The organism is Natrinema halophilum (assembly GCF_013402815.2).
In the GTDB taxonomy this organism is placed as follows: Archaea; Halobacteriota; Halobacteria; order Halobacteriales; family Natrialbaceae; genus Natrinema; species Natrinema halophilum.
This window is the reverse complement of record NZ_CP058601.1, coordinates 780,926-801,850: the sequence shown is the minus strand read 5'-3', so window position 1 is coordinate 801,850 and position 20,925 is coordinate 780,926. Positions and strand designations below refer to the sequence as shown.

The 20,925-nt window shown below is 59.1% G+C and carries 20 protein-coding genes; 12 read left to right on the top strand and 8 right to left on the bottom strand.

The features are described from left to right. Window positions 1-48: 48 nt before the first annotated feature. Entirely contained in the window at window positions 49-1,761 is a 1,713-nt protein-coding gene (locus tag HYG82_RS24660; RefSeq protein WP_179259771.1) for a tRNA uridine(34) 5-carboxymethylaminomethyl modification radical SAM/GNAT enzyme Elp3, read from the top strand. Between the two features lie 653 nt (window positions 1,762-2,414). On the opposite strand, the gene HYG82_RS24655 is transcribed toward HYG82_RS24660, so the two are convergent. Continuing rightward, the gene (locus HYG82_RS24655) at window positions 2,415-3,059 is read right to left on the bottom strand and encodes a hypothetical protein (RefSeq protein WP_179259770.1); all 645 of its coding nucleotides are present in this window, start codon (window positions 3,057-3,059) and stop codon (window positions 2,415-2,417) included. 408 nt (window positions 3,060-3,467) lie between these two features. Here HYG82_RS24655 and rqcH point away from each other — a divergent pair, with 408 nt between their 5' ends. Further along, a complete protein-coding gene (rqcH, locus tag HYG82_RS24650) occupies window positions 3,468-5,627 on the top strand; it encodes a ribosome rescue protein RqcH (RefSeq protein WP_179259769.1) in 2,160 nt (719 codons plus the stop codon). A 93-nt stretch (window positions 5,628-5,720) separates the two neighbouring features. Here the strand turns inward: rqcH and HYG82_RS24645 are convergent, their stop codons facing one another. After that, window positions 5,721-6,140, bottom strand: coding sequence for a DUF4870 domain-containing protein (locus HYG82_RS24645; protein ID WP_179259768.1), 420 nt, complete (start codon window positions 6,138-6,140; stop codon window positions 5,721-5,723). A 519-nt stretch (window positions 6,141-6,659) separates the two neighbouring features. Here HYG82_RS24645 and HYG82_RS24640 point away from each other — a divergent pair. Next, window positions 6,660-6,800: a hypothetical protein gene (locus HYG82_RS24640; RefSeq protein WP_179259767.1), complete on the top strand. Its 141-nt coding sequence runs from the start codon at window positions 6,660-6,662 to the stop codon at window positions 6,798-6,800. A 70-nt stretch (window positions 6,801-6,870) separates the two neighbouring features. Next, complete coding sequence (locus HYG82_RS24635) at window positions 6,871-7,164, top strand: hypothetical protein (RefSeq protein ID WP_179259766.1); 294 nt, start codon at window positions 6,871-6,873, stop codon at window positions 7,162-7,164. 94 nt (window positions 7,165-7,258) lie between these two features. On the opposite strand, the gene HYG82_RS24630 is transcribed toward HYG82_RS24635, so the two are convergent. Both HYG82_RS24630 and HYG82_RS24625 read right to left on the bottom strand, forming a co-directional pair. Continuing rightward, entirely contained in the window at window positions 7,259-7,804 is a 546-nt protein-coding gene (locus HYG82_RS24630; protein WP_179259765.1) for an HTH domain-containing protein, read from the bottom strand. Between the two features lie 190 nt (window positions 7,805-7,994). Then, on the bottom strand, window positions 7,995-8,516 hold the full coding sequence (locus HYG82_RS24625; RefSeq protein ID WP_425495418.1) for a hypothetical protein: 522 nt from the start codon (window positions 8,514-8,516) through the stop codon (window positions 7,995-7,997). Between the two features lie 262 nt (window positions 8,517-8,778). Between HYG82_RS24625 and HYG82_RS24620 the strand changes: the two genes are divergently transcribed. Beyond that, entirely contained in the window at window positions 8,779-9,846 is a 1,068-nt protein-coding gene (locus HYG82_RS24620; protein WP_179259764.1) for an mRNA surveillance protein pelota, read from the top strand. A gap of 9 nt (window positions 9,847-9,855) precedes the next feature. Here HYG82_RS24620 and HYG82_RS24615 read toward each other — a convergent pair whose 3' ends face one another. The 3 genes from HYG82_RS24615 to HYG82_RS24605 form a co-directional block, all read right to left on the bottom strand. Then, the gene (locus HYG82_RS24615) at window positions 9,856-10,629 is read right to left on the bottom strand and encodes a TrmB family transcriptional regulator (RefSeq protein WP_179259763.1); all 774 of its coding nucleotides are present in this window, start codon (window positions 10,627-10,629) and stop codon (window positions 9,856-9,858) included. After that, a complete protein-coding gene (locus HYG82_RS24610; RefSeq protein WP_179259762.1) occupies window positions 10,626-13,655 on the bottom strand; it encodes an MMPL family transporter in 3,030 nt (1,009 codons plus the stop codon). Before HYG82_RS24610 ends, HYG82_RS24615 begins: the two co-directional genes overlap by 4 nt. A gap of 230 nt (window positions 13,656-13,885) precedes the next feature. Next, window positions 13,886-14,620, bottom strand: coding sequence for an MBL fold metallo-hydrolase (locus HYG82_RS24605; protein ID WP_179259761.1), 735 nt, complete (start codon window positions 14,618-14,620; stop codon window positions 13,886-13,888). Window positions 14,621-14,832: 212 nt separating this feature from the next. On the opposite strand from HYG82_RS24605, the gene HYG82_RS24600 reads away from it, so the two are divergent. The 4 genes from HYG82_RS24600 (at window position 14,833) to HYG82_RS24585 (ending at window position 17,535) form a co-directional block, all read left to right on the top strand. Next, a complete protein-coding gene (locus HYG82_RS24600) occupies window positions 14,833-15,093 on the top strand; it encodes a hypothetical protein (RefSeq protein ID WP_179259760.1) in 261 nt (86 codons plus the stop codon). Window positions 15,094-15,203: 110 nt separating this feature from the next. Beyond that, a complete protein-coding gene (locus HYG82_RS24595) occupies window positions 15,204-15,884 on the top strand; it encodes a helix-turn-helix domain-containing protein (protein WP_179259759.1) in 681 nt (226 codons plus the stop codon). 108 nt (window positions 15,885-15,992) lie between these two features. Then, window positions 15,993-16,283, top strand: a complete 291-nt coding sequence (gene ddfA / locus HYG82_RS24590) for a DdfA family disk-determining factor (RefSeq protein WP_179259758.1) — start codon at window positions 15,993-15,995, stop codon at window positions 16,281-16,283. A 442-nt stretch (window positions 16,284-16,725) separates the two neighbouring features. Next, window positions 16,726-17,535 carry an Nmad3 family putative nucleotide modification protein gene (locus HYG82_RS24585; RefSeq protein WP_179259757.1) on the top strand — a complete coding sequence of 270 codons (810 nt, stop codon included), beginning with the start codon at window positions 16,726-16,728 and terminating at the stop codon, window positions 17,533-17,535. Window positions 17,536-17,631: 96 nt separating this feature from the next. Here the strand turns inward: HYG82_RS24585 and HYG82_RS24580 are convergent, their stop codons facing one another. Further along, entirely contained in the window at window positions 17,632-17,967 is a 336-nt protein-coding gene (locus HYG82_RS24580; RefSeq protein ID WP_179259756.1) for a DUF7344 domain-containing protein, read from the bottom strand. A gap of 276 nt (window positions 17,968-18,243) precedes the next feature. On the opposite strand from HYG82_RS24580, the gene HYG82_RS24575 reads away from it, so the two are divergent. The 3 genes from HYG82_RS24575 to HYG82_RS24565 all read left to right on the top strand — a co-directional run bounded on the left by HYG82_RS24575 (window position 18,244) and on the right by HYG82_RS24565 (window position 20,781). Then, the gene (locus tag HYG82_RS24575) at window positions 18,244-19,101 is read left to right on the top strand and encodes a sensor histidine kinase (RefSeq protein WP_179259755.1); all 858 of its coding nucleotides are present in this window, start codon (window positions 18,244-18,246) and stop codon (window positions 19,099-19,101) included. 67 nt (window positions 19,102-19,168) lie between these two features. Beyond that, window positions 19,169-19,714 carry an acyltransferase gene (locus tag HYG82_RS24570; protein WP_179259754.1) on the top strand — a complete coding sequence of 182 codons (546 nt, stop codon included), beginning with the start codon at window positions 19,169-19,171 and terminating at the stop codon, window positions 19,712-19,714. A gap of 113 nt (window positions 19,715-19,827) precedes the next feature. Beyond that, on the top strand, window positions 19,828-20,781 hold the full coding sequence (locus HYG82_RS24565) for a DUF4013 domain-containing protein (RefSeq protein ID WP_179259753.1): 954 nt from the start codon (window positions 19,828-19,830) through the stop codon (window positions 20,779-20,781). Window positions 20,782-20,925: the final 144 nt, after the last annotated feature.

Genomic DNA, 20,925 nt, shown 5'->3' with positions numbered 1-20,925 from the left:
TCGGCGAGTCCGACACGCTTATTCGCGAACGGCGACGAATCAAACACAGTGAGTACCGAGACGCCCGAACCGACCGAAACCGAAGCGTTCGAGCGGGTCTGTGAGACGCTCGTCGACCGGATTCTCGCCGGCGAAATCGAGCGCGACGAGGTCGAAAAAGCCAAGCTCGAGGCCTGCTCGGAACATTCCGCCCCGAAGGTGCCGAAAAACTCCGAGTTATTGGATTATGCGTCCGAAGAGCACCGCGAAACCCTCGAGGTCGTACTCCAGCGAAAGCCCGTTCGGACGGCCTCTGGCGTCTCGCCGGTGGCGATCATGACGTCGCCAGAACGATGTCCCCATGGGAAGTGTCTCTACTGTCCCGGCGGCCCCGACTCGGAGTTTTCGTCGTCACAAAGCTATACGGGCGAGGAGCCGGCCGCGGCTCGCGGCGTCCAGAACGACTACGACCCCTACGGACAGGTAACGCTCAGACTCGAGCAACTGCGCCAGATCGGCCACCCCGTCGACAAGGTCGAACTGATCCTGATGGGCGGAACGATGACTGCCCGAAGCCACGACTATCAGGAATGGTTCGTCAAACGGGCGCTCGAGGCGATGAACGACTACGACGTCGAGAAAGAACCCGAACCGGCCGAGGGCGTCAGCTTCGCCGAAGATCCGTCGGAATACGAGTGGCGCTACCTCGAGGACGTCATTGAAGAAAACGAAACAGCTGACGTCCGAAACATCGGGACGACGTTCGAGACCAAGCCGGACTGGTGCGATCCGGAGCAGATCGATCGGATGCTCGATCTCGGCGGGACGAAAGTCGAAGTCGGCGTGCAGACGACGTACGAGCGTATAAACCGCGACATGCATCGGGGCCACGGAGTTCAGGAGTCGATCGACGCGAACCGCAGATTGCGCGATTCGGCGTTCAAAGTCGGCTTCCACATGATGCCTGGCCAACCCGGGATGTCGACGGAGATGTGTCTCGAGGACTTCAGGCGGCTCTTCGAAACCGAGCAGTGGAAGCCGGATTACCTGAAAATCTATCCGACGCTCGTCGTGCGAGGCACCGCGACCTACGACTGGTGGCACAAAGACGAGTACGAACCGCTTTCGAACGAGGAAGCCGCAGACCTGATCGCCGAGATCAAGTCGATGATTCCCCGCTACACCCGTCTCCAGCGCGTCCAGCGCGACATTCCGGCGGACTTCATCGATGCCGGCGTCTGGAAGTCGAATCTGCGACAACTGGCCCGACAGCGGATGGACGAACACGGCTGGGAGTGTGAGTGCATTCGGTGTCGCGAAGCCGGGATGAACGACGAGGATCCCGAGGACATCGAACTCAGCGTACTGACCTACGAGGCCTGCGGCGGTACGGAACACTTCATCTCGTTCGAAGACTTCGAGAAGGATCTGCTCGTCGGCTTTTGTCGACTCCGGTTTCCGAACGAACCGGTTCGGCCGGAACTCGAGAACACGGCACTGATACGCGAACTCCACGTCTACGGCTCCGAAGTTTCGGTGGGGAGCAAACCGAGTGGCGGCGTGAATAACGCAGGCGAAACGAGTCAGGGAGCGAACGAACACACGAGCACCCAGCACCAGCACCAGGGGTACGGCCGTCGGCTAATGGAACGCGCCGAGGCAATCGCCACCGATGCAGGCTACGACAAGGTAAGCGTAATTTCCGGTATCGGTGCCCGAGAGTACTATCGAAACAAACTCGGCTATCATCAGGACGGTCCGTACGTCAGCAAACGGCTGTGAGCGATCCGACCGCGCGGCGAGCGTACCCATTCTTCCACTGAGTCGAACGCCACAACGACCGCTGCCGACCCGCCGACGTGGATCGGTTCCGCAGCAACCACCGGGAAAGAGACCCCTTCTTATCGTTTCCTCTCATCGGGCGGTGAGAACGTAGACGAACGGCCTGATTTCACACATCACCTATTGCACAAAATTTATAGTAATTGGCATTGGATATTCACGTGCCGACGATCGTCGGCACCGTTGTCAGTTCCCCCCACCCTGACAGCGACACACCGTCGCCGCTTGCTCGAGCGCGCTAATTCCACCGAATCGCTCTCCCCCCTGGGGCGATTACGGCGCGCTCGGCGCCCGACCCCCTTTCGAGCCTACTGCAGAAATCTCGAGGAAGTGGTTTCGTTCACTGCTTTACAAACGAGACAGCGATCATCGGTCTGCGTCCGATCAGCGGGTCTCCGATGGCATCGTTCCGTTCGGTCGCGCTCGTTTCTGTGGAATGGAACGATACGGCGTAGTCGTCGAACCTCTTTCCGGTCGAACGGGATTCGGCAGGTGCAATCGGAACGGTTTCACTCAAGTCGGCGTGGCACCTGTCGCACTGTAGCGATCAGGTTAGGACAGGTCAGGGATGAGAGGAACCGTCCACTGTTTCGTCAGTCGATAGTAACCTCGAGTTCGAGCAAGCCCAGATGAGAGGGAGCGCGCCCGCCGTTCGATCGGAACTCAGCGGGTGTGGAGTTGACGATGTCGTAGAACTCGGTCTGATCGTTCGGTACCAGAACGCTACCGTCGTCGCGCTGGAGGAACGCTGGTGTGTCTGTTCCGTCGATTAGATCGAGTTGGTCGGCCCACTCCTCGTCGGAGTAAATGAAGGTACCGAACGAGAACCGGCCTGCGGCGAGCGCGTCCTGTTTCGACAGGAACAAACCGGCTTCTTCGGCGTTGTACTCCTCGTCGCTCACCCAGGCGATCGCCGCGATACCTTCTGCCTGGAGAAGATAGAAATCCCAGGACAGCGTCGCGTCGAACACCGCCCACGTGCTCCGCGGGCCGATGGTCTGAACCTCGACGCTGAACGAAGGGACCATCCGTGACCCCTCCGGTTCCGGGACAAAGGTGACATCGTACCCCGGGACCCGGATTCCGCGGTCGTGGTAGACGACCCCGTCGGCATCGATATCGGCGTCGATCCGATCGACGATGCCGCGGACGGTAGCGCCACCTTCGGACTCGAGATGCTCGAGGAAGTCCGGAAATCGTGAGACGTCGTTCCAGGGCGGTTCATCGCCAGCACTCATGGCTCTGGACCCTCCTGATCGCGAGTACGGCAGCCGACAACGTCGTGCATACATCGTACTGGGTGCTTGCATGGATTATGCTTTCCGACCTCGGCTACCGGACCCGTCGAGCCCCTTCGGCGGTACCGGCCGGAGCAGGAACTCGGGTGTGGCGCCGTAGCTGCCGCCCTCTGGACTGGAGCAACGTTCAGTAGCGGTGTGGTCGTCGCGTGGAAGAGCAGAATCGATCGGCAGTGGCGGAACACCGTCTCCGGTAGTGGGAGGCGATCCTCTGGGACTGCATCCCGGTGGGAAATCACGGACCAACTCGGCTAGCACTATCAGAGAGGCTCCGACCGACAGATGACGCAAAACCGGCACTGGCGGTGGAGCGACACGCCTTTTTGACCGGGCCGGCCAGTGTACGGTATGGATCCAAAGCGGGAACTCACCAGCGTCGACCTCGCTGCTCTCGTCGGGGAATTCGGGGCCTACGAGGGAGCGAAGGTCGACAAAGCCTACCTCTACGGCGACGATCTCGTCCGACTCAAGATGCGAGACTTCGATCGGGGCCGCCTCGAACTGATCATCGAAGTTGGCGAGGTCAAACGAGCGCATACGGTTTCGCCAGAGCGGGTGCCCGATGCTCCCGGTCGACCGCCACAGTTCGCGATGATGCTCCGCAACCGGCTGTCGGGAGCCGATTTCGCAGGCGTCGAACAGTACGAGTTCGACCGCATCCTCGAGTTCACGTTCGAACGCGACGACGGCACGACCAGAATCATCGTCGAACTGTTCGGACAGGGTAACGTCGCGGTCACGGACGGCGAGTACGAGGTGATCGACTGTCTCGAAACTGTCCGGTTGAAGTCCCGAACCGTCGTTCCGGGCTCGAGATATGAGTTCCCCGATTCGCGGACGAACCCGCTTTCAATTTCTCGCGACGTCTTCGATCACGAGATGGACGATTCGGACACGGACGTCGTCCGAACGCTCGCCACCCAGCTCAATTTCGGTGGGCTCTACGCCGAGGAACTGTGTACACGCGCCGGCGTCGAGAAAGGCCTCGACATCGACGAAGCCGACCAAGACGTGTACGATCGCGTCTACCAGGCGATCGAACGACTCGCACTCGATATTCGAAACGGGAACTTCGATCCACGGGTGTATCTCGAAAGCGCCGACGAAGATGAGACCGATGACGCGGCCGACGAAGAGGGGAACGATACCGACGAGGGCCGCGTGATCGACGTGACCCCGTTTCCGCTCGAGGAACGCGTTACACTGCCCGCGGAGCCGTACGAATCGTTCTTGACCGCGCTCGACGACTACTTTTTCAGACTCGAACTCGACGAGGAGGGGGAACCGGATGCGACCGACCAGCGGCCGGACTTCGAATCGGAGATCGCCAAACACGAGCGCATAATCGAGCAACAACAGGGCGCGATCGAGGGATTCGAACAGGAGGCCGATTCACTTCGAGATAAAGCGGAATTGCTGTACGCCGAGTACGGACTGGTCGACGAGATTCTCTCGACGGTTCAAACGGCCCGCGAGCAGGATCGTTCGTGGGACGAGATCGAAGAGCGCTTCGCCGAGGGGGCCGATCGCGGGATCGAGGCCGCCGAGGCGGTCGTCGGCATCGACGAGAGCGAAGGGACTGTCACCGTCGAAATAGACGATCAGCGAATCGATCTCGTGGCCGAACAGGGCGTCGAGCAGAACGCTGATCGCCTCTACACGGAGGCAAAACGCGTCGAAGAGAAGAAAGACGGTGCGCTGGCGGCGATCGAAGATACCCGTGAGGACCTAGAGGACGCAAAGCGACGCCGCGACGAATGGGAAGCCGACGAGAGTGAAGTCGACGAGACGGATGACGACGAAGACGATCAGCGCGACTGGCTCGACGAGCCGTCCGTTCCAATCCGGGAAAACGAACCCTGGTTCGACCAGTTCCGGTGGTTTCACACCAGCGACGACTACCTCGTGATCGGCGGCCGAAACGCCGATCAAAACGAGGAACTCGTCAAAAAGTATCTCGAGCCCGGAGACAAGGTCCTCCACACGCAGGCCCACGGCGGTCCCGTCACGGTCCTGAAAGCGACCGATCCCAGCGAGGCGTCGTCTTCGGATATCGAACTACCGGACTCGAGCATCGAAGAGGCAGCAATGTTCGCGGTGTCTTACTCGTCGGTCTGGAAGGACGGACGGTATGCGGGGGACGTCTACGCCGTGGACGAAGAACAGGTCTCGAAGACGCCCGAAAGCGGCGAATACCTCGAAAAAGGCGGTTTCGCGATCCGAGGCGACCGGACTTACTTCCGCGATACTCCGGTCGGTGTTGCGGTCGGTATCCAGTGTGAACCGTATACTCGGGTCATCGGTGGGCCGCCGTCGGCGATCGAAGGTCAGGCGGAGACGACGATCGAAATCGAACCCGGTCGGTACGCGCAGGCCGACGCGGCGAAACGACTCTATCGGCGGCTTCGAGAGCGGTTTGCTGACGAGTCGTTCGTCCGGAAAATCGCGAGTCCGGACAAAATACAACACTTCATGCCGCCGGGCGGTAGTCGACTGGCGGACGACTAACGACGGCCCACAGCCGACTGCAGTTCGGTATCACTCCATCTTCGCGTCAAAGTCGGACGGAGGGCTGACTGTGCGGAGGAATCGGTGGTCGCGTTAGAGGAGGTACGATTCGGCGATCGAACCCACTACCGGGAGGCTCGTCCGCTTTCCCTGGAACGCCATGATGAAGAGGTACGCCCACATGACGAACAGGACGAGGCCAATACCACCCTGGGCCAGGAACGAAATCAGCCAGACCAGAAAGCCGAGAAGGTCGGGCATGAGCAGCGAAAAGACGGTGGAGAACACCCAGACCGTGGTGGAGATCGCCAACGCAGCGACTCCGAAGACGATGCTCTGGGCGGCGTGGAAGCGGGCGAACTCGTTTTCCTCCTCGAGGAGATATACGAGTATCCCCCCTATTGGAGAGAGGATGTACGATAACGCACCCAAGACGTTTCCATCCGGACCCACGCTCGTCGCTGTCGATGCGGCAGATTCCGGGCTACTTATCGCTTCATTTTGTGCAGACATTGGTGTTCAATCATTCTAACGTAATCCTCCTATTTTACTGTATCGCATATACATCAAATAAAAAACTTAATCACAAGTATTACATTTAAATAGATAGTTTGTGCTTCAAACCCCAGATCAGCAGTTTGACCTATACTCGGAAAACCATTCTACTGTCTTCTTGCCATTCCCATAAATAATTCTATATAATTATATCCATTATTAATACCTTTCCCATCCCACAATGAAGTGGCTGAAAGCGGTGCGAGATTTATAGTGCCTGGTCCACCGTCGGCTCGAGGCGTAGACCTCGCCAGACATTGCCTCTGGTCATCAGTTCGAGACGATCCATCCTCGCCAGACGCACGGTCGTGTCTCCGTCGTCTGTACGCACCGGGTTCTTCGAATCAACGGCGGTAGCCGGATAGAAAACTGTGCTACGAACTGATGGATCGGATCGGATCGACGCTCAACCAGGAAATCGGGAGCACGATATAGTCGGGGCAACGGTGATAGCTCGCGACCGAACTAGCATCGCCGATGACAGTATCCCGTGAACTCGCACCCGCGCTTCTCGGCGGCGGACAGTTCGTGAGTGCAGGTATCATCGCCGCAGTCGTCGTCTCACTGGCTCTCGTGGTCGGTTTCTTCGTGTTCCTCGCGTTCAATCCCGTACAATGACTTGGTTCACGGTTTCGCTCCACGCACCTGCTGGGCTCACGATTACACGATCGACCACCGATAACCGACCATGGTGGAAATCAACACCGACACCGAATCGGATCTCGAGGTCGGGACCGCGACCATCGTCTACGAAACGCCAGACGATGGCGTCGAGCGAGTGACCGTCGACAACGATCGCATCGCCTACTTTCAGGATCACTGGTTGTTCGAGTACGGGACCGACGACGACGGAAACGACGTCGTTCGTCGAATACCCAGGGCTCGGGTGCACTACGTCGAACGATCCGTCGAAGAAATCGAGGAGACGTTCGAGTCTGGTCTCGAGAAAGCCAAGGAGAAAATAGACGACATTCGTAACTAATTAGACGACATTCGTAACTAATCGTCCGGCGCGGAGCATCGAGGAGATACCGAGTTCGACGCGAACGAACCGACAGTGATGCGACCTCCCGTCGCTACTCCGATTCCTGAACGGCGTTCTCGACGCAGTCGCCGGACCAGTCTCGAGATGAGACGTGCGGGTCACCACGGGCGAAAAAGGGGGCGGTCTCGTCACGTTCAAGCGCTGCGAGACACTGGTCGACGCTGTACGTTCGGTCACCGTCTGAACAAGGCGCAACGTACGTAAGATCGTCGTTCACGTAAACGGCGACGCACACGACCGGTACCCGGATTTCCGTCACCGGGTCGTGACCGAGTCGAGAGGGAGTTTCGCGCCGTTCGAACGCGGGTCGAAGTGTATATCCTTCCCGGTCAGCCCAGTCCTGGAACGCATCGACCGTCAGGGTAACCGAACGCTCGGAGTCCCCCAGCGACTCGATCGCAGGCAGCGTCGACGACCACGTCTCGACGTGCACGTCGACGTTTCCGTCTTGCTCCTTGAGACGACGCGACCGGTCGACTGTCTCTCTGAGCACCTCCACGGTATCGGCTGAGACGCGCTTCCGGAGAAAGAGTTCTATCCGGATCGTTCGCGACGAGTCTGTGGCTGAGTCAGTCATTATGTGTGTTACGGTGAGCCGTCTCTGCCTGCGCCTCTACTCGTCGCGGCCACCCTCACCAACTTAAACCTAACAACGTATGAGCGGCATCGACTCTCAGAGCAGCGGACCAGTTCGATGCGACGTTCGAAGAAAAACGAGCCGTGTCGGTTATCGGTACACTCGAAAACCGTCCATCGGACGGCGCACGCTACTCGTCGGCGACGTCCGGTTCAGTTCCGGTTTGCCGTTGGGAACCCGTCACGGCCCCAGTCTGCCGTTGAGTGGGTGATTTCGTCATGGTATCGCCCGTTTCCCGATTCACGTACCGTTCGGACTCATCGTAGGACGAACCGAGGGCGATCAGGAAACCGACCATCGCAGTTACGAGTGCGACGCTTCCGATCGCGACGACGCCGATTGCTGCCACTGGTCCCGAGAGAACCTGACCGGCGGTCAGCAGCGAAACTGCGGTCACGGCGGCGATCAACCCGAGCAAACGGCCCAATCGACCGGCATCGAATCCGTGGTACGTCTTCTCGCCGGACGTATCGAGTAACACCGACACGATTCCGTTGTACGAATCGTCGGTCCGTGCGTTCCCCAGGGAGTGAACCGACTGTGCGACCCACAGTCCTGCAGTGAAGTTGAGTAACGCGACGAACGAGACGAGCCCGATTCGCCCATCGACGAGTAGCCCGGTCGCGATTGCCCCGCCAAATGCCACCGCCATGATAGCGTGAGTCACGAGCGAACGGACGCCGAAGTCTTCGAGGCGTGTGCCGTATTTATTGTCCATACGCCAAAGAGGCGACGAGCGGCAATGACGGTGCGCCCTAACTGTGTCAAACGTGAACGAATAGCAAACTATCCGTGTTTTACTGGCAGTGCCACAGAGTCGTCCAACGGAAATCGACGCGTCAGTAGCGACCGAGCGACCACACCGGTATCCGCCGACCGCAGTCCACTTACCGACACCCCGATAACGTCTGTCCATGCAGATCAAAGACCGGGAGGAGATCGAGGGCGGCCGCGAGCGGGTTACCGTCGTTCCCGAGAGCGTCGACGACCTCTGGCACCTCCAGTACGTCCTCGAGCCCGGCGATCGCGTCGCCGGCGATACGACCCGTCGCATCCAGCGCAACGACGACCAGATGCGGGATACCGGCGGCGAGCGCGAACACATGTGGGTCGCAATCGCCGTCGAGGACATCGAGTTCCACAAGTTCGCCAATCGGCTACGGGTCGGCGGTGAGATCGTCGCCTGCTCACGGGAAGATCAGCTCGGTTTTCACCACACGCTGAACGTCGAGGAACGTGACGAGATCTCGATCGAGAAGTGGTTCAAACCCGATCAGGAAGCGCGACTCGAGGAGGCCGAGGAAGCGACTGAAAACCCGGACGTCGCGATCGCCACCGTCGAGGAAGGTCAGGCACACGTTCACACCGTAGCCCAGTACGGGACCGAGGAGCGGGCGACGATTACGGGTCCGACCGGGAAGGGAGAGTATGCCCGTGAGCGCTCCGAACTGTTCGCCGAACTCGCGGCCGTCCTGAAACGGCTCGAAGTCGACGCGATCATTCTCGCAGGCCCCGGCTTCACGAAACAGGATGCCCGCAAGTATCTCGAGAAGAACGAGCCCGAGGTTGCCGAGTTGATTACGATGGTCGATACGTCCGCCGTCGGCGACCGCGGCGTTCACGAGGTGCTCAAACGAGGCGCCGTTGCAGACGTACAGGAGGAAACTCGAATCGAGAGCGAAGCGGAGTACATCGACGAACTCACCCGCCGTATCGCAGATGGAGCGAAAGCATCCTACGGTCCCGAATCGGTCCAGCAGGCCGCGGAGTTCGGCGCGATCGAGCGCTTGCTCGTCCTCGACGACCGGCTTCGGCAGGAACGCGGTCCCGACGGCGAGTGGGCGGTCGACGTAGACGACATCGTCCGAACGACCGAGCAAAAAGGCGGCGAGGTGACCGTCTTCTCGAGCGAGTTCCCGCCCGGACAGCAACTGTCGAATCTCGGCGGTATCGCGGCGCTGTTGCGGTACCGGCTCGATTGAGCGCGCCGCTCAGCGTCCGTGCGTATCGGTTTCGACCGGTACTTCGTCGCTGGCCTCGATCAGCTGAATCAGGACGGACGCGAACAGCGAGCCGGAACTCCAGATCGCCGTCTCGCTGCGTTCGGTTCCGAGAACGCTCAGGAGGATGGCATCGTCGTCACAGACGACGATCCGTCCCGACCGTTGCTCGTCTGCCCGGTGGGCCGGTGGGGTGTCGACGGAAACGCCTTCGACATCCTCAAACCGATTCCGGACCCCGTCCACCCGACTAACGACGGCGACGTTAACGCCGGCCGCCGCCCGCTTGGCGAGCGTCCGTTCGATCGAGTCCGTGATCAACTCCGGGAGCCGCGTGCCGAAGACGATCCGTTCCTCCGCTTGCGAGAGGATATCGACGATTCGATCGTCGATGCGATCGCGACCGCGAACCGTCCAGATGTCCTCCTGCGTTTCCTCGCCCCCGGGTTCGTCTTTAACGGTATCGACGTACTCGAAGGCGCGATCTTGCTCGCGTTCGAATCGGTCCCGGAGGGTCTCGCGTGCCTCGTCGACGCTGACCGGCCGGTAACGGATCGGATTCGATTGCTGGACCTCGAGCAGCCCGTGCTCTTCTAAGCTCTCTGCGACGCTGTATACCTGTGATCGGGGAACGTCGGTAACGTCGGCGACGTCTCGTGCCGTCCCCGCGCCGAGTCTGTGAAGCGCGATGAACACCTTGGCCTCGTAGCTGGTCAGTCCGAGACCCTCGAACGCGTCGACGGCCGCGTTTTCGTCGTCGGTCACCCTTCGTCACCGTCTGTCGTTCGGTCGTCACCAGCGGGCGGTACGCCGCCGTCGCTAGCTGCCGTGGCCGGGTGGGCGGTACCCGACGGATCGAAGGAGACGTCCGGCCCGAAGTACCGCGTCCATAGCACGAGCAGCGCTGGGAGGACGACGACGCTCGAGAGGAACGCGTAGGTGATGGTAAGCGCGGTAATGATGCCGAACTGCTGGAGCGCCGGCAGGATTGCAAACGCGAGCGTTCCGAACCCGCCGACGGTTGTCGCTGCACTTCCGAGCAGCGCCCCACCGGTTCCGGTCACCGTGGTCCGGAGTGCAGACCAGACGTTGCCCTGTCGCTCGAGTTCGAGCGAGTAGCGATCGCTGACGTGAATGCTGTAGGCGACGCCGAGACCGATCGTGAGACTCGTGATCATCCCCGTAAGCACGTTAAAGGGCATGCCGATGAGGTACATCGTCCCGAGAATCCAACTGACCGAGAACGCCACCGGCAGCAGGGTTACGATTCCAAGCGTCGCACTACTGCCCGTCAATCGGTAGGCGACGGTCAGGAACGCGAACACGGCTACGAGCGTGATCAAGAGACTTTCAAGGACGGTATCGAGCAGGTCCTGCTCGACGATGTAGAACACGATCGGATCGCCGGTTGCGATCGTGCTCCATCGACCGTCGCTCCCGTCTTCGATGCCGCCCGCGATGTCGCGCATCTCCTCGGTCAACTCGCTGCTCGAGGCGCTGCCCTGAACGGCGATGACGAGTCGCGTCGCCTCGTACTCCCCGCCGTCGGTCTGATGGAGGACCTGACTCGCAGCCTCCCCGTCGATTTCGAACAGCTGATCGTACAGCGCGGAGACGTTCTCGTCGGGGACGCCGTCGTCGTCAGTGTCGGCTGCGGTAAAGGATTCGTTGAACGACTCGTTGCGTGCGGCGACCGATTCCATGGTCGACAGCGGGTCCTGCACGTCGGCTTCGCCGGTCGCGAGCGTGTAGGCGACGTCGCTGTCGGCGGCATCTGACCGGGCAGTATCGATTTCCTCGAGTACGTCGGGATTGGCGACGTCACCTTCCACGAGGATCTGTGCCTGACTATCCTCTCGCTGGAAGCGATCGTTGACGTAGTCGAGATCGTTTTTGACCTGGTACTCGCCGGGCTGGAGCGATCCGGGAAGGTTGTTGGTCCACTCGGGCGGGGTGTCCGCGATGAAGTCCTCCTGCTGGAAGCTGGTGTCGACCTGTGTCGCGCCGTAGACGCCGCCAGCGGAGAGGACGAGTGCGCCGATGAGGACGATAATGGGCGCTTTTCGAGCGGCGACCGAGCCGACGGCGAGCGCGTCGCTGAACCGACCATCACCGGTCCCGAACGCGCGTTTCTGTCGGTCGAAGCCGTGTTTCTCGAGGAATTCGTCGCCTTCGATCTTGATCGCGGGGATCAGCGCACCGAAGACGATCAACGCCGCAACGATCCCGACGGAACTGACGATGCCGAACTCCCGAATGGGACCGATCGGGCTGACGAGGTTCGAGAGGAACCCGATGACGGTCGTTGCGGTCACCCAGACGAGGGCGACGCCGACACCGGCGAGCGCAATCGACATCGATCCGCGAACGCTATCGGTGGTGCCGGTCTCCTCGCGCTGTTCCCGGTGGCGCATGAAGACGTGGATTGCGTAGTCGATCGAGAGCCCGATCAACAGGACTGGGACCGCGACGAACATCTGGTTGAACGCGATTCCCGCCCAGCCCATGAAGCCGAACGTCCAGACGAGGACGGCGACGATGCCGACGATGCCGAGAACGATGTCGAGCAGGTCACGGTAGGCAATCAACAGCGCGATCACGACGAACAGGAGTGCGAGCGGGCCGACGATGGCGAGACTGTCACCCATAGACCGCTCGATCTCGTCGGTCATGACGCCGCCGCCGAAAATGAGGTAGTCTTGCTCCTGTGTCTCCGCTAGCTGACGGATGTCGAGTTGGCTATCGACGATCCGTTCGCTAACCGCACCGCCGCCCATTCCACCGGTGGCGTCGCTGGTAGTCGACTGGGAAAGTAGCGTCATCCGGGCGTCGGCTTGCACCGTCCCCGGATCGTACGACGTCGGCATCAACGCGATCGCGAAGTCGTCGTCCGAGCCGTCCGACGAGAGCGTCTGTTTGAGGATTCGCTCGTATTCGTCGTCACTCAGTTCCTCGAGCGCCGCGATCTGTTCGTCGAGCGGTGGTTGCTCCTCGCTTTGCAGTGCCGCATACTCCGCCTCGAGAACACCGGCCGTTCCGGCCCGATAGACGCCCTCGAGTTCTTCGGAAAGCTGCTGGTACTCTGTGCTTTCGCTCGGGTTCTCCGTCTGTGAACGGATCTCGTAGCGCTGCGATTCGATCGTTCGCGCCTGCTGGACGGCCGATTCGTACTGAGCCGTCTGGTTCTCGTCGAGCTCTTCTGTTGCGGTCTCGAAGACGGAATCGAACTGCGCTTCGAGTTCGGCCGATTGTGTCTGATACTGCGACTGGTTGATCGCACCGTTCTCGTACGATTCGTTGAGTTGCTCGTACTGGCGCTGGAGTCCAACCGTCTGATTGAGTCCGTCCTGGAGCTGCGAGCTCGTCTCGTTCAATTCTGCGGCTCGTTCGTTTCTGATCGTCGTGACCGCGACGAGGTTCTCGACGCCGATGATCGATTGATTCTCGGCGAGCGTCGAATTGATCGATTCGTTCGCTCGGAGTTCCTGCTGGAATTCGAGGGACGAAATCAACGACTCCCTGGTAAGAACGTTATCGCCGCGGGTAATTAGTTGAACGCGGGTCGTATTTTTCTCTTGCTCGCTCGTGAAGTACCCCTCTTTACTATCGTTGCCGACGCTACGCTCGAGGGCCTTCGCTTCGGGCGAGTCTCCCTCGAACTGGGAGAGCGAGGAGTCGTCCTCGACCCGTGGCATCCCCGCTCCGACGACTGCCGTCGAAAGCAAGAGTACAACCAGGACGATCCGCGTGTGAGTAGCAATACCGTTCGCGAGCCGTTCAGGCACGCTCATCCGTTCACCTCTCGGTCCATGAAAAGGATGTCGGGCGGGACCATTCTGTTGTTATGATCCTACAAACTCAACCATATATACGTGTTCGGAATTCGTGTCAGCGCAATCGATAGTCGCCAGACGGGGAAAGAGACGATTTCAGACATGGATGTGAAGACGATTCAGACGCGGCAGCGCGTCTGTTGTGTGGAAGTCCGAAAACGAGACGCAACAGGTCGAGGTCGAACCGATTACTCGATCGAAACCGTCTGCAGGTCCTCGGCGAATCGGACCTCACCGTCGTAGTGGGTGCCAATCGATTCGAGCATTTCCTCGTGACGACCGTTTGTGTGGGGATAGAGATGGGTGAGGTAGACCCGGCCAATGTCTCGGCCGGTCAGTTCGCGACCCAGCGCATCGGGCGTCGGGTGATTTGAAACGTCGACGTCGTCAGGAAACGAACAATCGTGGGCGAGAATCCCCGACCCGTCCGCGAAGTTCGCCAGCCCTGCGAACGCTTCGCTGTCTCCGCTGAACGTAAATAGATCGCCGAATCGATACGCCAGACACGGTACCGAATGTCGCGTTTCGTAGGCCGATACGTCGAATCCCGCGACGGAAAACTCCCCGGGAACGACCTCTCTGACCTGTAACTCGAGTTTTCCCTGCATGTACTCGTAGACTGAAAGCAAGTCGTCGACCAGCGCCTTCGTTCCCTGTGGGCCGACTATCTCGAGGTGCTCCTCGCCGGCGAGCCAGCGAGCCTTCATCAGCGGTAACAGGTCGGCAACATGATCGAGGTGGTGGTGAGAGAGGAGGATCGTCGAAACGGTTTCGTAACCGACTCCTGACTGCTGCAGTCGCTGAAGTGATCCGGCTCCGCAGTCGAGTAACAGCGTTCGTCCGTCGTCCTGAACGAGAATTCCCGCCTGAAATCGTTCGCCGGTGGGCAACGCACTGCCCGTGCCGAGAAACGTAATTCGCATACGCGGTTGTGGAACGGCCGTACCGATAAGGATACTCCTCGCACCCGACCGGCACAAAGATTCAAGCAGATGGACTCTCCATCGTGGGATACCGTATCGATGGTATCGCCTCTGATCGACCATGGCGGAGTCCGCCTTTCGACCTACAATCGCCAATCCATCGCCGACACCGTCGTGCATGCGAGCCGCTTTGCTATCCGAACGGGGGCGAAATGATTGGCCGCCTCGAGAACTCGTTCCCGCCTTCGGTCACCAGAACGATGCTGTACCGCGTGGTCGGCTGGCTGTTGCGACTGTACGTTGCCAGCTTACTCGTCGTCGGCGTCTACAGTCTCCTGTGGATACTCGAGATAGCAGGGCTTCTTCCCGGACGGTGGTTATCGACCGTCTGGATCGGGATTGCGACGATGGGTTCGATCTTCCTGATCCTGTTGATCCCGCTCTATTACGCCGCTCGGTCGAACGAACGCTGATGACTCGCGTTCAAAGCAGGGCTCATCGACGGGGTGATCGGTTCGGGTGATCGTCGTCGAATTTCGGAAGACTTTCCTTGCTAGTCGCGCCCTTCTCAGTGTCGAAACTCATGACCCTGAGTTTCATCGCCGAGTTGCACCTCTCTCATCCAGATCTACCGTTAACCCCGACTATCGAATCGATTTCCACCGGGACGATCGAAGTAGATGCACAACCGCTAACGGCTCCGGGAAACGGGACCGGCCCGACGGTCTTTTTCTCCCTCCGAGACGCAGACGATCGTTGCGTTCGTACGTTCGAGTCCGCCCTTGCCCGCGATCACACGGTAAACGAGTGGCAATCGGAACTCGAATTCGAGGACTGTCGTATATATAAGATCATATTGAGTCAGCACGCAAAGTTAACGGCACCGGAGATATCGACGCTCGGCGTTCGAATCCTCTCGATCCGTTCCTCCGGCGAGGGGTGGCAGTTCCAACTGCAGGCATCGGACAAGGAACGCCTCGGTGCGTATTGGCAGTATTGTCGCGACGAAGACATCCAGTTCACCCTCGAGAAATTGTATAGCACCGGGACCAGCGCACAGACCGACGTCGGTAATCATCTCCAAGCACATCTCACCGAACGCCAGCAAGAGGTCGCTCGTACTGCAACCAGAATGGGCTATTACGAATCGGATGGTTCGAGTGCGGCAGAGGTCGCAGCCGAACTCGATATTTCGCCCTCGACGCTGTCGACGCACCTTCGACGGATAACGGCGAAACTGTTCAGCCACGTTTTCGGTTCGTAGTCCGATAGGACCTCCCCAGGAAACGAAGCAGGAGAATATCACCCTCGAAATAAACCGTGGAAGAATACGACGGTAGATTTGAGGCCGTTCCGATAAAACCATCACGTGATGGAAAATGGGACTAAATCATCTCCTGATTCTCGGTTTGCTACGAAACCAAGTCTGACAGTCGTCGAGCGGATTGCAGATCTCGAGGAAACGAACCCGGCAGAGCTAACACCACCGCTGTACGCCGCTATCGATCCGGATGCTCTCGACACCCTCGTTCAGTCTTCGGCTACGAAGCCACGACAAACGGTGAATCGGATCTCGTTTACGTATTGCGGGTACGACGTCGACGTTCGTAGTGACGGTGAAATCGACATCGCGAAGGCTTGCTCGGAACCTAACTGTAATTAGTCCCAGACTCACTCGTTCGTGGGCGTGGGGTAGTCGCGCTTACTGGGTTCGTCGTGGGCGTGGGACAGTCGCGCTTACTGGGTTCGTCCGCACGACGACTCGACGAGTTAATCGCGAATCCCAGCGATCGTCGGTGCCGAGTCGTACACTGCTCGTGGGTAACCGTTGTCTCGGAGACCAGCACCCGACACGTTCGGAGTACAATCTCGAGCGACAACGCGTGACTACGTGACCACTCGACGAGGATCGGATGTCGTACTAGACGTACTTTGGGGCCCGATTTGAGGATTTCACGGGATTACCGGTCGCGGTCTCAGTACCGGCTTACCAACCACGAGAGACCTACACCGTTGGTATCGGTGGAACTCCATACGATCGAACGTTCACGGTGTTTCGGGGGTTTTTTCGCGTCTCAGATTCGTCCAACGAACAGGTAGTAACTATGACGGTTGTTCTCGCTGGTGTCGGTGCCGATAGCACGAATTTCGGCGCATTGGGCCCCCTCTATGACGACGGACGATTCGAGTACGTCCCGATTCCAGAGAAAACCAGGTCGACGTCGGAACCAGAAACCCTCGGAACGTGGAAACTTCGGGTCGGAAATGGCGTCGCTGCTGATTTGACGACCCGTATCACCCCCCAACCCGTCCACGACGGGACTGAATCTGTGACCGACGACGAGCTCGAATCGTGGCCTCTCCATCACGATCCCAATTTCGAGGCGATGACGTACGGCGAACATCGGACCAGCGGGTACGTTTCGCGACTGCGAGCGCTCGAGTCGGGTGACGTCGTCGGTTTTTACGCAGGGCTGCGCCGACCGAACGGTGACCGCGCCCACCGGTATCTGATCGGCTACCTCACCGTCGACGACGTGGTCGTCATCGGTCCCGAGACACCGCCAGCCGATCGCAAAACACTCCTCGCTGCACATTCGGAAAATGCCCACGCGAAACGCGCTCGGGATGATACCTTGTTCCTCGAGAAGACGATTGTGATCGTCGACGGTCGTGAACCCGGTGGTCTCTTCAACCGAGATCCGATTCGACTCAGCGACTACTACGTCAAAGACGGTAACGAGCGACCGCAGTACTATCTGCGTGAGGACATTGCGGCGGAGTGGAACGTCCAGGCCGGCGGCGAGAATATGATGTATAAGCCGGCCTACCGCTGCGATCTGTCGGGTAGCGAATTTAGAAAGCTGATCGGCATTCCTGGTGACCGACCGATGGGCGGCCAAAGCGTCGCGTAACCGAGGGGCACCTCTCGAAACCAGCAATATCCCTGTGTAGTGGTGTACTATCCCGCGGCAGGGTACGCGATTTCGACTGACATCTGCGTGACGATGCTAGGGTTCGGCCCGCTCAAGTCGGGCGACGAACGGTTCGACGCCGTCGAAGGCTGGGCCGACTGCTACCTCACCATCGGGGCCACCGTAGTCGATGACGTCGAGGTCATCGAGTCGCGGAAGGTGATCGTGAATAAGCCTACTCGCGACCCATCCGGGTCCGTCGATGTCACTGCTCGCGTCGCCCCGTTCGGAGTCCGTGAGATACCGAACCAGCTCTCGGGTCGTCGTACGCTCGACAGCGTGTAAACGACACAAGACTGCCCTGCGCGTCGCATTCGAGAGGAGCGTATAGACCGTGTCGATCTCCAAGCGTTCTGATTTGGGGTGTGACATATCAGCTCGTCGGCCGCCCAGGGTAACGTGAACATTGCCTAACTAGTGTGGTACATCCGTCTACGACCTGCTGCAGTTGACGGTCATACAGTGAACCGTTTCCCCTCGAGGAACCTCCGCAGAAACGGCCGCATACCGATCCAGTCTCCAGCGTCGTTCTTACGAAGTGGCCCGAAGTTTGATACGTATCGGATTCGACCGTCAGACCTGTGACCAAACGTGGTTGACAGATTGGTGGTCGCTCGATCACCATTAGCCATTGCTGTAAGCTATGCAGTGGTCGGTACGATCTGGATACTCACGTCTGATTTTTTGCTTTACGCGGTCGTCTCGAATCTTGGTGTTGCAATCTCTGTAGAGGTACTCAAAGGGTGGATATTCGTCGTTGGTTCGTCCATCGTCCTCTACGGGCTCGTGTCGTACAGCCAGCGTGATCTCGAGCGAGCGAACGACCAACTCGACCGGGCACTCCAGCAAACGAGCATCCTCCAGCGAATTATTCGTCACAATTTGAGAAATACCTGTAACATCATTCGGGGGAATGCAGAACTTCTCGCCGACGATTTCCCTGCCGAGGGCGAGCAGGCGGAACGCGTTGAGACGATCACGACCCAAACGGACCGACTCGTCGAACTGAGCGAAAAGACTCATTTGCTCAGAGACGCAGTCCTCGAAGACTCGAGTACGCTGCGACAGATCGATCTCTCTCAACTCCTCGAATTGCGCGTCAGAAAGGCGCGCAATCGGTACCCGAAGGCGACGATTCGGACCGATATCGCCGCCGATATCGTCCGTGAAACGGATCCACGGCTAGAGACGGCTATCGACGAGTTGCTAGAGAACGCAATCGAACACGATGACACCGACGACCCTGTCGTGGAGGTGATGATGCAGGAGACCGACGATGGGCAAGTGACGATCGACGTCAGCGATACGGGCCCTGGATTACCCGACATCGAACGGACAGTTTTCGAAGATGGGGTCGAATCGCCGATGGCTCATTCGGAAGGTGTCGGCCTGTGGATTACGCAAACGATCCTCTCCCAACTCGAAGGGACGATCGCGATCGAAGACAACGATCCGCGAGGGACGACGGTCCGACTAACGCTTCCAACGATGACTTCCATGCAGTAACAGTGCTTGCGCGTCTCGATGCCAAATCGATCGGTTTCATATAACGATGGCTCCAACAGTATTGGCAGTGACATCGTCCGACGAAACGACGCCCCGCCACGCGCGCGTCGAGCGCCACGCGACACCCGGGCCGGGTAACTCGCTGGCTCACTGGACAACTGCTCGCAATCCGATCCGGGTTGCGCTCAATTACGTCGTCATCTGGCTCGTGAGGATCTCTCCCAGCCTTCGGCTCAAACGGTGGCTTTTGCGCCGGATCGGTGTTACCGTCGGTGAGGGTGTCTCCTGGGGACTCGAGGCAACGCCGGACGTCTTCTGGCCCGATCTCATCACCGTCCGAGCGAATGCTATTGTCGGTTACGACGCGACGATCCTCTGTCACGAGTTCCTCCAAGACGAGTACCGAACCGGCGAGGTCGTCGTCGGCGAACGAGCGATGATCGGAGCAGGGGCGATTATTCTACCGGGAGTCGAAATCGGTGCGGAGGCGCGCGTTGCGGCGAATTCGCTCGTAACCCGTGACGTTCCGTCCGGAGCGACGGTCGCGGGCGTACCGGCGGTACCGATGGGGGACGAAAGCAGTGAGGAAGATAGTTCGCCGTTCACCGAGTAACAGCAGGGGACCCGTCCGTCTGGGTTATTTAATCCGATGGTATCTACGTTGGCGATAATTAAATGATTTTAACCCTATAGATAAATAAAGGCCATCGGTCGGATTTCTGTGACATGCAGTACTGTCACGACTGCGAAATGGAGGTCGAACGGGGGCCGATGTTCTGTCCAGAATGCGGCTCGGAACTGGCAGCGAACCGGGAGGAAGGGGAGGTGACCTCGGACTGGTCGAGTGGCGACCCGGGGGACGACGGCGATACGTTCGACCAGACGTGTGACAGCGAGTCAACCGATCGGTGCGAAAACCCGATTTCAGAAGAGTCGGGGCAAGGATCAACTGATCCATCGAATTCGAGAACACGAACGGACGACGTAGTCAGCTTTCCGTTTTCGTTTCCCCTCGGGAAAAACGGGAAACCGCTTGCACTCAATTCTGCTTTCATCTTTTTCTTCTGGCTTGTAGTTCCATTACTTACCAGTAGTGGGTATACGTATCGGGTCGGTCGCGCTGCAGCGCGGGGGGACGATGACCCACCGCCGTTCGACGACTGGGGAGAAATGACGATGGATGGGCTTCTAATTCTAGTCGGTAGCCTCGTGATGGCACTTCCGTTCCTCGTTGTGATCATACTGATAGCCGTCGCGCTCGGTGCGGTTGGCGTGTCTTCACCGCTCTGGCTCCCGATTCTTGGGACCGGAATGCTCGCTCTCGTTGGTATCTCCTACGTCGCTCATGCAACCATACCAGTCATGATTGGGACGGGAAGCCTCAGGAAAACGTTTTCCGACCGACGGGTTCTCACCTTTGCGTTTTCGTTGCATTATCTCAAGGGGGCACTGCTACTTTTCGTATTCGGAAGCGTTTTGTACATCGCTTTCGGGATCATCGCGTCCATTCTCTTTTTAACAGTCATCGGAATGCCCCTCCTAATCGTGCTCGTCCCCCTGATGTGTGCATATGCGATGGAAATGCAGTTTACGTTGTGGGGGCGCATTTACAACGAAGCGGCAGACGCAGGCGCCGTTCCGCCCGTCGACCAGGACGATCCCCTCGGATTCGAATACTGACCGACAATTCGGTGCGATGCTTGAGCACTCGCCGACGCGGGCCGGGCGCTCTGGTGCCGACCGCTATGAGCACTGGTTCGGCTTTGACAGGGCAACCACACAGAACTGCTGCGGTGTCCCCTCGGACGCGAATTCGAAGTGCAT

What these genes read in the sequence shown, in the direction of transcription:
- HYG82_RS24645 (WP_179259768.1), bottom strand. Translation starts at nt 6,140, where the DNA reads ATGTCTGCACAAAATGAAGCGATAAGTAGCCCGGAATCTGCCGCATCG.
- rqcH (WP_179259769.1), top strand. Translation starts at nt 3,468, where the DNA reads ATGGATCCAAAGCGGGAACTCACCAGCGTCGACCTCGCTGCTCTCGTC.
- HYG82_RS24600 (WP_179259760.1), top strand. Translation starts at nt 14,833, where the DNA reads ATGATTGGCCGCCTCGAGAACTCGTTCCCGCCTTCGGTCACCAGAACG.
- HYG82_RS24635 (WP_179259766.1), top strand. Translation starts at nt 6,871, where the DNA reads ATGGTGGAAATCAACACCGACACCGAATCGGATCTCGAGGTCGGGACC.
- HYG82_RS24630 (WP_179259765.1), bottom strand. Translation starts at nt 7,804, where the DNA reads ATGACTGACTCAGCCACAGACTCGTCGCGAACGATCCGGATAGAACTC.
- HYG82_RS24565 (WP_179259753.1), top strand. Translation starts at nt 19,828, where the DNA reads ATGCAGTACTGTCACGACTGCGAAATGGAGGTCGAACGGGGGCCGATG.
- HYG82_RS24625 (WP_425495418.1), bottom strand. Translation starts at nt 8,516, where the DNA reads ATGGCGGTGGCATTTGGCGGGGCAATCGCGACCGGGCTACTCGTCGAT.
- HYG82_RS24605 (WP_179259761.1), bottom strand. Translation starts at nt 14,620, where the DNA reads ATGCGAATTACGTTTCTCGGCACGGGCAGTGCGTTGCCCACCGGCGAA.
- HYG82_RS24580 (WP_179259756.1), bottom strand. Translation starts at nt 17,967, where the DNA reads ATGTCACACCCCAAATCAGAACGCTTGGAGATCGACACGGTCTATACG.
- HYG82_RS24655 (WP_179259770.1), bottom strand. Translation starts at nt 3,059, where the DNA reads ATGAGTGCTGGCGATGAACCGCCCTGGAACGACGTCTCACGATTTCCG.
- HYG82_RS24585 (WP_179259757.1), top strand. Translation starts at nt 16,726, where the DNA reads ATGACGGTTGTTCTCGCTGGTGTCGGTGCCGATAGCACGAATTTCGGC.
- ddfA (WP_179259758.1), top strand. Translation starts at nt 15,993, where the DNA reads ATGGAAAATGGGACTAAATCATCTCCTGATTCTCGGTTTGCTACGAAA.
- HYG82_RS24620 (WP_179259764.1), top strand. Translation starts at nt 8,779, where the DNA reads ATGCAGATCAAAGACCGGGAGGAGATCGAGGGCGGCCGCGAGCGGGTT.
- HYG82_RS24640 (WP_179259767.1), top strand. Translation starts at nt 6,660, where the DNA reads ATGACAGTATCCCGTGAACTCGCACCCGCGCTTCTCGGCGGCGGACAG.
- HYG82_RS24610 (WP_179259762.1), bottom strand. Translation starts at nt 13,655, where the DNA reads ATGAGCGTGCCTGAACGGCTCGCGAACGGTATTGCTACTCACACGCGG.
- HYG82_RS24595 (WP_179259759.1), top strand. Translation starts at nt 15,204, where the DNA reads ATGACCCTGAGTTTCATCGCCGAGTTGCACCTCTCTCATCCAGATCTA.